At 43.4% G+C, this 12,928-nt stretch carries 7 protein-coding genes; 2 read left to right on the forward strand and 5 right to left on the reverse strand.

Translation table 11 applies throughout. From position 1 onward, the window contains the following. The first annotated feature begins 36 nt into the window (after positions 1 to 36). Positions 37 to 1,827, forward strand: a complete 1,791-nt coding sequence (locus L1D46_RS06365; RefSeq protein ID WP_239977104.1) for an alkaline phosphatase D family protein — start codon at positions 37 to 39, stop codon at positions 1,825 to 1,827. On the opposite strand, the gene L1D46_RS06370 is transcribed toward L1D46_RS06365, so the two are convergent. From L1D46_RS06370 to L1D46_RS06390, 5 genes are all read right to left on the reverse strand, one after another. Then, the gene (locus tag L1D46_RS06370) at positions 1,824 to 2,366 is read right to left on the reverse strand and encodes a PH domain-containing protein (RefSeq protein WP_130052212.1); all 543 of its coding nucleotides are present in this window, start codon (positions 2,364 to 2,366) and stop codon (positions 1,824 to 1,826) included. The two genes, L1D46_RS06365 and L1D46_RS06370, sit on opposite strands and share 4 nt — an antisense overlap. A gap of 97 nt (positions 2,367 to 2,463) precedes the next feature. Beyond that, entirely contained in the window at positions 2,464 to 6,780 is a 4,317-nt protein-coding gene (locus L1D46_RS06375; protein WP_239977106.1) for an alpha-1,6-glucosidase domain-containing protein, read from the reverse strand. A gap of 22 nt (positions 6,781 to 6,802) precedes the next feature. Beyond that, the gene (locus tag L1D46_RS06380) at positions 6,803 to 9,697 is read right to left on the reverse strand and encodes a TonB-dependent receptor (protein ID WP_239977108.1); all 2,895 of its coding nucleotides are present in this window, start codon (positions 9,695 to 9,697) and stop codon (positions 6,803 to 6,805) included. Positions 9,698 to 9,883: 186 nt separating this feature from the next. Next, the gene (locus L1D46_RS06385) at positions 9,884 to 10,501 is read right to left on the reverse strand and encodes a LysE family translocator (RefSeq protein ID WP_130049962.1); all 618 of its coding nucleotides are present in this window, start codon (positions 10,499 to 10,501) and stop codon (positions 9,884 to 9,886) included. Positions 10,502 to 10,540: 39 nt separating this feature from the next. Continuing rightward, positions 10,541 to 10,945: a DUF3224 domain-containing protein gene (locus tag L1D46_RS06390; RefSeq protein ID WP_130049963.1), complete on the reverse strand. Its 405-nt coding sequence runs from the start codon at positions 10,943 to 10,945 to the stop codon at positions 10,541 to 10,543. A gap of 77 nt (positions 10,946 to 11,022) precedes the next feature. Here L1D46_RS06390 and L1D46_RS06395 point away from each other — a divergent pair, with 77 nt between their 5' ends. Further along, on the forward strand, positions 11,023 to 12,795 hold the full coding sequence (locus tag L1D46_RS06395; RefSeq protein ID WP_239977110.1) for an ABC transporter transmembrane domain-containing protein: 1,773 nt from the start codon (positions 11,023 to 11,025) through the stop codon (positions 12,793 to 12,795). The last annotated feature ends 133 nt before the right edge of the window (positions 12,796 to 12,928 follow it).

Raw genomic sequence — 12,928 nt, forward strand, 5'->3', positions numbered from 1 at the left:
ATAAGCTCGTACTTTTCTATTTGTAGGTACAGAGCAATGACTTTTACACGCAGACGCTTTTTAAAAGCATCGGCGGCTGGTTTTGGAGCCGCCGTTTTATCTTTCGGTTTAACTGGCTGTAGTCTTAATGACGATGATGAGGAAACCACAAAGCAGACCCCTGTCAGCTTTGATCACGGTGTTGCTAGTGGCGACCCGCTAGCTGATAGCCTCATCATTTGGACTCGCATAACCCCACTTGAAAACGTCAAAAGTGTTAACGTAGTTTGGCAAGCCTCAACGGATGCTAACTTCACAACTATAAGCCATGATGGCGAAACTCAAGTAAGTGATGCAACCGACTATACCTTGAAAGTTGATCTGCAAGGTCTCGATGCAAACACCACTTATTACTACCGCTTCATAAGTAATGGTAAAACCTCACCCACAGGAGCAGGTAAAACGCTGCCAGTTGACAATATAGAACAAGTAAAATTTGCCGTTATCTCTTGCGCTAACTACCCTGCAGGCTACTTCCATGTGTATGGTGAAATTGCAAAACAAACCGATTTAGATGCAGTACTGCACTTAGGTGACTACATCTATGAATATGGTAATACAGGTTATGCCACTGAAGATGCCGCCGAGCTAGGCCGTTTATTACCTGATGACAATAGCGATGAAATCATTTCTTTAGCTGATTACCGCAAACGTTACGGCCATTATCGTAAAGACGAGAACCTACAAGCTGCCCATAGTCATTGTGCATTTATTACTGTTTGGGACGACCACGAAATAGCAAATGATACATGGCACAGTGGCGCAGAAAATCACAACGACGGCGAAGGTGAATTTAGCGAGCGAAAAATGCATGCGCTACAAGCTTATTTCGAATGGATGCCAATACGCAATGTCGCCGATAAAGAACGTATTTATCGACGCTTTGAGTTTGGCAATTTAGTGTCATTACACATGCTCGATACCCGTGTTTTAGCTCGCGATGAACAAATTAACTATGCTGATTTCGATTTGGCCACTAGCCAAGGGCAAACTGACTTTGTTGCAGCAATCAGCTCACCTACTCGTGCTTTATTAGGTAACGAGCAACTCACTTGGCTTACCGATGGTTTAACGACAGCAACAACACAATGGCAAGTACTTGGACAACAAGTGCTGATGACTAAAATGCATTTGCCATTTGAGATTCTGCAATTACTAATGAATATTCAAGTAATTCAAGCTAGCGGTGCTGATCCATCGGCATTACTTGCTCAAGCAAACACGTTATTTAGTGAGCTTGCGCAAATTAAAGGACGCATTTTAGCTGGAGATCAAAGTGTTACAGCACAAGAGCGAGCACGCGTAGAAACGACAGCGCCCTATAATCTTGATGCATGGGATGGCTATGCTTATGAACGTGAGGTAATACTTGGGACAGCAATTGCAGCGCAAAAGAACCTTGTCGTTTTAGCGGGTGATACACATAACAGCTGGGCAGGACAATTAGTCACTGATGCCAGCAATCCTGTTTCTGCTCAAGCCGCTGCCGGTGTTGAGTTTGCGACATCTTCGGTTTCTTCACCAGGACTTGAGAACTACTTAGCGTTAAATACACAATCGAGCGAAGCTGTCGCACAAATTGAGCAAGTCATTGCATTGCTGGTTAACGACTTAGCTTATAACAACTTAGTTGAACGCGGCTACTTAACTGTCACCTTTACTCAGCAACAAGCAGTTGCCCAGTGGCATTATGTAAGTAGTGTCAAAACAGCCGATTACACTATGCTTAACGAGCGTCAAAAAGCGCTCAGCGTACAAGCTGGTAGCCCTACTTTACAAATGGCCTAACGCTTTTCATCTAATAGCGTAACTAACATTTGCTCAATGTTTTTTACGCTATAAGTAAGTGAACGTAGCAGTTCTAACTGACTGTCTTCAGGTTGATGCTCTGGTTTAGCGCTGCTAGTTTGAGTCATCTCATCTTTTTGTTTCAAGATTGCTTCGCGAAACTTCTCAGCATCAATCACTCCGAGTAATGATACCAATGCACCTTGCCCCGACTGACCTGCCGTTTCAAAGCTCAGTCGATAGAGACCAAATTGACGCATTAAGGGACCTTGACTTAGTGCTACATCGGTTATTTTTTCAAGTGGGATCGACTTTTCTTCTTTAAAAAAGACACCACGCTTCACCACTAATTTACGAGTTAACAAAGTAGCTGACATCGCCGCTAAAATACGCCCTGCCACCAGCCAGATTATTAACGCAACAATGGGAATGAAAGGGATACCTACCATACTAATCATACAGGTAAAAATACCCAGTAATAACCAATACCGTTTTACTTTGGGATCAAAACTGGCACTCAATAAACTGGTTTCTGTCATCATAGACTCCTTGATAAGAGTTATGACAATATACAAACTTTTCATTAAATACAAAAAAAGCCGAGCTAAGCCCGGCTTAAAGGTACTGCAGGGAAAGCTATTCCACTGCTTCAACCGTCACTGTTAGTTTACTCAGATCGGGTCCTTGCACGGTAAAACGGTAATCTCCCGCTGTCGGGATATTCAAGGCGATATTAGCACCAACGGCTTCTAGTAAGGCCGCTTCACCAATCACAGCGACAGGTGCATCACCACTGCCGCCATAATCGACTGTACTCCAATCTTCAGAAGCAACTTTGAACTCATAGTCACCAGCTTCTAATGTCATGGTTGTACTGTACATCGCATCACCTGCATAAATTAGAGGGTTATCCGTTCCCCAGCCATTGACGCTGCCGCGTAAGTATACTTGAGTTTCCCCAAACATTTCTGCGTTGAACACGGCCATAAGAGGCTCTTCGAGATTACTGGCGTCAAATACAAACTGATATTGACCATCGGTTGTAATATCAATTGTCATGTTTGCACCTTTTACTGCAAGCTGTTTTTCTGTGCCTAAAGTCACAGCCGCACTACTCTCACCTGAGCCATAATCCACCGTGCTCCAATCCTCAGAGGCCACTTTGAATTCATAGCTACCTGCAGATAATTGTTTAGTGAAGGTGTAAATACCTTTACCTTGATACATCAACTCGTCACTGGTACCCCAATCGTTTAAGCTACCGCGTACATAAATTGGCGTACCAACAAATGGCTCTTCATTATAAATCTTAAGTACTGGGTTTTCGGTGTCTGTGGCATCGAATGAGAACACATAAACAGCATCCATTGCCGCCTTAAAGATCATATTGGCGCCACTGCGTGTTAGCGGCTCATCTTCGCCTTCGATCACTTCAGCGACATCAGCAGAAAGCGCACCAAAATCAACGGTAGACCAATCTTCAGAAGCGACTTTAAACTCATAGCTACCCGCTGTTAGAGGAATCGCAATTTTGTACTCGCCATTACCCACATATTCAAAGCTATTTGCCGTGCCCCAGTCGTTTAATGAGCCACGAACATAAACCGTTGTGCTACCAAATGGCACGATATCTGGCGCACCTACAGTAGCATCCGCACTTAGGCCTTCGCCTTGTGCATCACCTTGTGGTTTCACAAACACTGCAACAGTATATGGCGGAACATTAAAGGTACCTTCACCCTCACCAGCTATAAAGCTTGCCGCTGACATACTTGAGTCAACACTGGCTTTTAAAACTGGATGTAGCTCAAAACCCGCAGCCGTTGATACCGTATGCGATAAGCTTTGCTCAGTACCGTTCATAACCACTACAATGGCATCGTATTGGCTATCTAGGTCAGTCAACCCAACGCCATCATCGATACTCATCACTACTAAACCTTGCTGTTGACGCTTACCAATATTGTGAAAGCCAACACGGTCTAAAATGTCTTGCTCTGTGGTTAAACTAAAGAGTGGGCTGGCACTACGAATTGCCAAGAATTCAGTAAATACATTACTTGCGTACTCAATGTCACTTGCCATCGCTTGTGCGTTAGGATTTGCTGAAATAGGCGCAATTTCGCCCCACTTCGCTTGGTTATCTTGCGCAGGCGGTAGGCCTACATTCCAGTTATTGGTATCCATACTAAAATCAACAAAGTTGAACCAATCACCAGAATCATAGCTGTTACGATCCATTGATTTAGAGCGCAACATATCCGCACCCATTTGCATAAATGGAATACCTTGGCTCATCAGTGGCATAGCTAGAGCCATATTGTGAACACGTACACGCTCTTCAATACTTAAGTTAGTGCCGTGCTTGTATTGCAGCTGATCCCATAGTGTTTCGTTATCATGCTTAGAGACATAGTTAATGCTGTCAGCCGGGTCAAGGGCGTAAGCCGCTGGCTGACCACTCCAGCTAAAGCTGCTGCCTTTTGCTGAATTACCTTTAAAGTCTTTAAGAATGTAGTTTTGTAAGTTACCTGCCAGTGATAAACGCAACGTATCTTGCTCAGATAAGTTGCCATCTGTGGCATTATTGCTAAAGAACGCACCACCGCGAATTGCTTCACGGATACGGTCATTAAAGGTACCTACCTCAGTGCCAGCCATATCCATTTGTTTCGCTTGCACAAATAAACGGTTATCTGCCACTTCACCAAAGTTCCACCCTTCACCGTAGAAATAGGTATCAGGGTCAACCGCTTGCACCGCACTAAGCGCAGTCATAATTGACGCTTTTGGCATATGCCCCATCACGTCAAAGCGGAAGCTATCGTAACCAAAATCACGAGCTAGAATCACCATAGAGTCAGCAACAAACTTATCCATCATGACATGTTCTGTTGCAGTATTTTCACAACACGTTGAGCGCTCAATATCACCCGATGTTTCGTTATATCTATGGTAATAACCTGGTACCAGTTTATCGAAGACTGATTTGTCCCAGACACCTGATGATGTAGTGTGGTTGTAAACAACATCAAGCACAACACGCAAACCAATTTCTTGTAAAGACTGGATCATCGCACGCGTCTCTTTAACTCGCGCTATACCTTCTGGCGATGAAGCGTAAGAACCTTCTGGAGCAATAAAGTGGTGCGGATCATAACCCCAGTTAAAGCTATCAACACCACGCATTGCATTGGCAAGCGCTTGTGCATCATCAGAGCCAGGTAGGTATGACGCCATAAGGTCAACAATTAATGCGTTTTTGTCTTCGGTTTTACATGCATCTGCATTGTCGTCAATGCGGCTACATAAATCACCTAAGGTTGCGGTAATATCAACACGCTGACTGGCATCTTCATCAATGGTGCCAATATCTGTTAGTGGCAGTAAATGAAAATGTGTTAAACCATTATCTGCTAGCTTTTTAAGATGTTGCATTGGTGCGCTATCAAGCTCAGTAAACGCTAGATACTTGCCCCGGTTTGCTTCGCTGACCGTTTCATCACGCACACTAAAATCAAGCACATGACCTTCGTAAATGACCGCTTGCTCAGGGTAATCAACCGTTGGCACCATACGCTCATCCCAACCGGTCGGTTTAGTATCCTCATCATCAAGGTTAACCAGTTGGCTGTATAAACCATTGGTTGAAACGTTCAATGAATAGGGATCTGTGCTCCATAAGCTTTCAATTTTCTTAGTCGTAGGATGATAAACATCAAACATAAAGCGGTAGTAATGACGATCGTGACTGATATCGAGATTGCTTGACCAAATACCCGTTGCGCTATCAAAGGTCATAGCAAGTTGTTCAAGCTCTGTTTTATCAGCATCATAAAGCGCTAATTTCATATTGCTGGCAGTCGGCGCCCATACCGACACATCAATGCCATTATTGGTGTAATGCACACCTAGTTGTGCTTCATTAGCGTCACTTTCGCCACTGGTATATAAATCATCTAGGGCTTTAGCTGTTTGCACATAGGTTGCTTCAATTAGCTTGCCATCAGCATCATAGCCTGCCACAACCAACTGTTGTTTAATAAGCTCTTTTGCTGCAGTTGCATCCCAGCTACCTTGGTATGCATTCCATCCAGCAAGGTGTGGCACTTTAGCGATTTGTTCATCGCTCAAAGATGTCGATGTAAGCTCAACCACTTGACCATTTAACTCACCAGTATCTTCATCGACAGCTAAATCTGCATTGTTTGATGAGTGTAATTTAATGATGCTTGTCAGCTCATTACTTGGCTGGTAAATCACAGTAGATAAATCAATCCAATGCGCTGATGCACCAGAAATACTCACCGGGCGCTCACCTAAGCTAACAATTGGGTATTCAAATACTGATGGTTCACCATGAATAGTAAAGTTCATTCGTTGGAACTTTTCATCGTCCTGCATCAATGGCATTTTTAAATCGACATCACCAAACGCTTTGCCAGATCCTTCGGTACCAATATGCACGATGAAGTTAGCACACTCGTTATAACCTTCTTTTAGTTTTACAATCCAGTACGCACCATAGTTAGGATCAATACCATCGTATTCATGCCCATTGGCCCAATCAGTGGCATCAAACGGCGCTGCGTACGCATCACAGTCATCATTATTCCATGAGTGAAGACGGTAACCTTCATAGGCATCATCACTGGTGCGGTTATAAAATAAGATGGCTTCGTCATCTGCGGGGAAAACCACAGGGTCAGGAAGAGTTGGATCAGCACCAACTACACAGCTCTCATTATTCTCATCAGGTACCGTTGGTGCCGGACAACTAATCGGCGGTGGATCAACACACTCAGTACCCGCTTCATTGGGGACTTGCGGGACACTACAGGTCAATAAAACTTGCCCTGAATCTATATCGTTACTTGCGCCACCACCACATGCAGCTAGCAATACCATGCTGCATGCAATCAGTAAGCGGCTAAAATTAGCTATTATTTTCATGTTTTTATCTCCAGCTTACTGATCAATGGTTATAGGTAAAACCTAGATAAAACTGGCGACCAAAGAATTGCGTGGTCCCTGTTTTACTGGTTGTTCCAAAGTAGCTTTGTGTTGGTTCATCAGTCAGGTTATTCACTTGTAATAACATGCCGAATGAATCTGTGAACTGATACGATGTTTGGAAATCGACAACCGTTTCCGCATCAAAATTCACCACTTGCTCATTGACAGCAACTTGCTCTGAAACAAAGTCATCGCGATAACGCACATTCAAACGTGTTTCAAAGTTTTCATAGCTGTAAAAAAGTGTGCCGTTAAAGACATTGTTTGAAAGGCCAGGCAAATCTTGCGACACAGAATCGCCACCTAAATCAGTAATAGATTGCACTTCGCTCTCGGTATATGAGTAACTAGCGTTAATGCCTAGACCTTCAAACGGTGATGGTAAGAAAGAGAAAACTTGCGTATAGGCAAGCTCAATCCCACGAATATAACCACCTTTGGCATTATTAACCGCAGTAGTGTACACACCATTAGTAGTTTCGATTTGCTCACCGCTGACAGGGTCCACAATGTATTCTGGTACGTTAAAACCATTACCTTTGAAGTCAAAGTTCTCTATGGCTACCGTATCTATGAATGAGTCAATATTCTTATAAAACGCAGCAACAACCAGAGCACCATCTGTGTCTTCAAAGTATTGCTCGTATGAGATATCGTACTGGTCCGCATAGAAAGGTTTTAAGAATGGATTATTGGTACTTGAACCGTTAATTTCGCCGTCATTGTTAACCGATGCACTAGCATCACCTGCTAAACGGTTAATTGGAGCACGCGCCATCACTTTTGCCGCAGCAAAACGAATTTGTGTCGCGTCACTTACTTTAAAATTCAGGTTTAACGATGGTAAGTAATCAGTGTATTTAATACCTAACACGCTAGGCGCATAAAGGTCATTAACAATGCCATTGTCATCGACAATATATTGCGCACCAAGCTGCGGATCGCCACCGACATTTTCAAGTACTGTCGCTGACTGGTCTGTATCAACTCTGCGAATACCAAGGTTACCTGTGACTGGTAGAGTACCAATTTCGGTATCAATATTAAGCATAAGATACGCTGATACCACTTCTTCGTAAACTGATCCGCTTTGTAGCATGGTCCATGAATAGTTAGTAGTATAGCCTTGTGCATTTGGCTCACCATCACCATCTAAATCAACAACACCATCAGCATTACCCCAAGTTTGTACTGGCTGTGGAATACCATCAGGGAACCACGCATTGAGCGCTTTATCTAAATCTATCGCTAAGTATGATGGGAAATAACTAAATTCACCTTGCCAATCAACTACTGTAGTCATATCGCCAGTTAGACGAAGTGGCGGCTGTGTCGAAGAGAATGCGCCATCGTTACCGTATTCAAATACAGAGCGATTATTACTGTACTCACGGTCTGAATAACGAGCGCCAAATTCAATTGAGCTAAACCAATTGTTCTCTAACTCATATTTAAAATCGAGTCGAAATGCTTTTACTTCATCTTCATTTTCATACGGATAAATACCGTATTTACTCACCATAACTCGGTCGATATCGCTAAATGCGTCGGCTTGATTAAAGCCAATATCAGGTAAGTTTAAGCCGTTCAATTGATAGTTAAGTGATACATTGGTATCAAACACAGGGTTTTCAACGGTAGCATCTTCTGCAACCAATGCCCAAAGTAAACCATTTCGGAAGTTACTCTTAGCACGTGATAGCGACACGTCAGCGTTCATGTTTAAACGCTCGGTAATTTGCCAATCTGCATTAATACCGTAGCTATCTACTTCATCGAAGTCTTGGTTATCATCATTAACGATTTCAACGCGAGTAAAGCTATTTGATGTGCGGTTAATCGCACCACCAATAACCGCATTACCATCAAGTACTGGGTTAGCATATACAGCAGATGGGCCACCGAACTTAACCCGGAAACCACGGGCAAATGACTCGCTATCAAAACGAGATAAAAACGCATCACCTTTTAATTTAAAGCTATCGGTTGGCGCCCATTCAATCGAGGTTAAATAGCCATTACGGGTTTCTTCACCGCCTAAATGCTGAAGCTCAAAACCCTCGCTGATGTATTCATTAGCAGGGTTATCTGCAGGGCCATCGGTATCATTTGCTAACCCATCAACATCTTTATTGCCGTTATATGCAAAGCCGATAAACTGAGTCGCCACACTTGGCTGGAATAAACGTGCGTAACCCAATGCGACACCTAATGTATCGTCAAGAAACTTACCTTGGTAAGAGAAGCTAATACGATCGCCGTATTCGGTAGCATCGAATACCTCTGAAGCACGGTCGTTATACATACCCCGCACATTAGCGGTAAATTTGTGTTGCTGGTCATTATCCAATGGGCTGGCTGTTTGTAACTCTACTGTACCCGCTACGCCCCCTTCTATAAGTGATGCTTTGGGTGACTTATACACCGCCGCCGAACTGATTAACTCAGACGGATATTGGTCAAACTCAATACTACGGCTACCACTGGTAGATACTTGCTCACGACCATTTAATGTCGAAAAAACAAATCCACCGGATAAACCGCGGATGTTTATTTCGGCAGCTTGGCCACCGGTACGTACCGCTGAGATCCCCGGTAGCCGTGTTAATGCATCAGCCATCGACACATCAGGTAATGCTCCTAAGTCATCAGCTGATAGTTGCTCAGAGACTGTGTCGCTAAAACGTTTTTGATTTAATGATTGAATTAAGCTGCGACTGAAGCCGCGCACTTCAATTACTTCAAGCTCAGGATCTACTTCCTTTGCCGATGTGCGTTCTTCTTCCGTCGCCGCCATTGCACTATTTGCTGCCACCAAGGCCAGCATAAGCGCACTTAGCTTGAATTTCCCCATTGGATTCCCACCCTGTTGTCGTTGGAGGTGTTGTATTTGTGGTTATTGTTGTTGTCAAAAAACAACCAATAAAGTGTAACCAAAAGGTGAATATTGTGTGATGAATACGTATGCAATAGGAGCTTACTGGGGAGAGCTGCGATCACCTCCCTTTTTATTAGTGGTGTAATCGCAACAAAGAGAGATTTATAGGGTAATAACGACGCGAACTGCTAAGGTAATAAAAATTACCCCTAGCAATTTTTCAAACCATGGATTCGCCTTAGTAAAACCAAAACGCTTTTTTGATATTTCGGTTAACAGTGCAACAAGTAGATACCAGCCTGTATCGAGTACAAACACGGTTAAACACATGATCAACCCGACTTGCAAAGTCAGATTCTCTGGGTCAATAAACTGCGAAAATAGGGCTAGAAAGAATACCGCAAGCTTTGGATTTAAAAAAGCAATGGCAAAACCATCTTGCAAAGCGATGCGAGGACTTGGCTTAGTCTGCTCAACATTCAGTGTTTGCGGGCTAGGTTTAGCTAACAGAATACGAATCCCCAAATAGGCGAGATATGCTGCACCGCCATAGACCAGCACTTGATAAAGCGTTGGTAACTGAGTCATCAGCGCGCCTAAGCCAAGTAACGAGGCACACGCATAAAAACCAACCCCAATACCATGGCTTAACGCCGCTAACATGCCGTTCTTCACACCTCCATGTAGACTGTGCTTTAAAACCACAGCTAAACTTGGCCCCGGAGACATAGCACCCATCACGCAAATTAAAACTAAACTCAACCACTCAGTTAGTGTCATTATTCTTTATTCTCTATTAACAATAAAACTGATGTAATGTTAGTCCATCAGTTGGTATTCAAAGTCATAATAATGAATACCCGATTCAATTCGAATTGCCATTTTACCTGAAATACCTTCAAGCTCTCCAGCACCGGAGTCAGGCACCACTTCTAAAGTTAATCGGTCAGTCCCTTTATCCATAGTGCCAAAATGTTGCAGTACAAAACTACCTTGCTTACCTTCTAAGCTACCAACAACTTGCTCAATTGCTACATAGCCTGCACTGCCTTGAGTTGCAGTCATGGCACTGAGCATTTCGCCTTGGCTTGTTGCCTCTAATGGGCCTGAGAACTGTTTATCAATCGACATGCGTCCTAAATTAACGCCATCTTGGCCTGTGGCATATCCGCCAATTGGGTTTAATTTTACGCTGAATTGACCACTGATCGTTGTAGATTCCATACTAATCCCTTAATAACTGTTGATTTTTAGAGCGTTGATAACCATATCTATACCCTATTCACCAATAAGAATCTAGCATGCCTAACAATAAAGAAAAGGCGGCATTTAGCAGCCTGTTACCAATTTTAGCTTTTATAAAACCCTATAAATGGGTGGTGTTTGCAGCGCTTGGCGCCTTGTTGCTCACCGCTGGTGTGAACTTATCACTTGGGCAAGGCGTTAAATTTGTTATTGATCATGGCTTTATTGCTGGCTCACAAGCTCAGCTCCAACAAGCAGTAATGGCACTGATTGGTTTGATTAGCTTATTAGCGGTAGGTACTTTCTGTCGCTTTTATTTAATGTCGTGGATTGGCGAGCGAGTCAGTAACGATATGCGTAAAGCTGTGTTTGATCGTATTGTTACGTTGCACCCCAGCTACTTTGAAGAAAACCGCAGCGGCGAGCTAATGTCGCGTCTCACCACCGATACCACCTTGTTGCAATCTATCATCGGCTCATCTTTTTCAATGGCACTACGCAGTAGCTTAATGCTCATTGGTGGTCTAGCTATGCTACTTATCACCAACTTAAAGCTAACCCTTGTGGTTGTTGCCTGCGTGCCTGTGGTATTACTACCGATGATGATTTTTGGTCGCAAAGTACGAAAGCTCGCAAGTTACAGCCAAGATGCTATTGCCGATATCAGCACCTATGCAGGTGAGATCATTCAAAATATCAAAGTCGTGCAAAGTTATAGCCATGAAGAGCGTGAAAAAGCGGCATTTAGCGAAGAGACAAACAAAGCGTTTCAAGTAGCGAAGAGCCGCATCAAACAGCGCTCGTTTTTAATTGCTGCGGTTATATTCCTAACCTTTAGTGCCATTAGTGTGATGCTTTGGGTTGGCGGCAGTGACGTATTAGCTGGCACCATGACAGGTGGTGAACTAGGCGCTTTCGTGTTTTACGCAATTATGGTGGCCATGTCTGTAGCAACAGTTGCAGAAGTATATGGGGAACTACAAAGAGCCGCAGGGGCAGCAGCACGATTGTTAGAGCTACTAGCCGTTGAAAGCATGATCCAAAATCCGGATACGAATAACGATGCACAATTTGAAGCAAACAAGCTCACCCACCCTGCTATCCAATTTAATGATGTGTCTTTCCATTACCCTTCAAGGCCTGATAAAGCCGCTTTAAATACACTGAATTTACAGGTAAAGCGGGGGCAAACTGTCGCTATAGTTGGCCCGTCAGGCGCTGGTAAAACCACACTGTTTGAATTACTGCAACGTTTTTACGACCCAAGTTCAGGAAGTATTTCGCTGGCAGGCATTGACATAAAAGCGCTTTCCCTTGATTGCTTACGCCAGCAAATGGGTATGGTGGCACAAAACCCTATTTTATTTAGCTCGGACGTAATGCATAACATACGCTATGGCAACCCAAGCGCCACCGACGAACAAGTATATGCTGCGGCTAAATATGCCCATGCCGATGAGTTTATTAATCAACTACCTGATGGCTATCACAGCTTTTTAGGGGAGCAAGGTGTCAGGCTTTCTGGTGGGCAAAAACAACGCATAGTCCTCGCGCGAGCAATATTAAAAGACCCAGCTATCTTATTGCTTGATGAAGCAACCAGTGCACTCGATGCACAAAGTGAGTTTCATGTACAAGCTGCGTTAAAGCATCTAATGAAAGACAGAACAACACTCATTATTGCCCATCGTTTAGCAACGGTTAAACATGCCGATGTAATTGTTGTAATGGATAAAGGGGAAATAATTGCAACTGGTACACATCAGCAATTGTTTGAGACTAACCCATTGTATAAACAATTGTGCGAATTACAGTTTAATCGAGATTAAAAAAGAGGAATGTCAGGTTTGAAAGGGCATATCAAACCTGACCACAACTTTAGATGTAATACCAATTAGCTTAATTAAGTAGTCTATTTTGAGGCAATAAAACCTCGTTGATAACAAGGCAAAAATTTCGTTA

The organism is Pseudoalteromonas sp. Isolate3 (genome assembly GCF_022398505.1).
GTDB classification, from domain to species: Bacteria; Pseudomonadota; Gammaproteobacteria; order Enterobacterales; family Alteromonadaceae; genus Pseudoalteromonas; species Pseudoalteromonas apostichopi.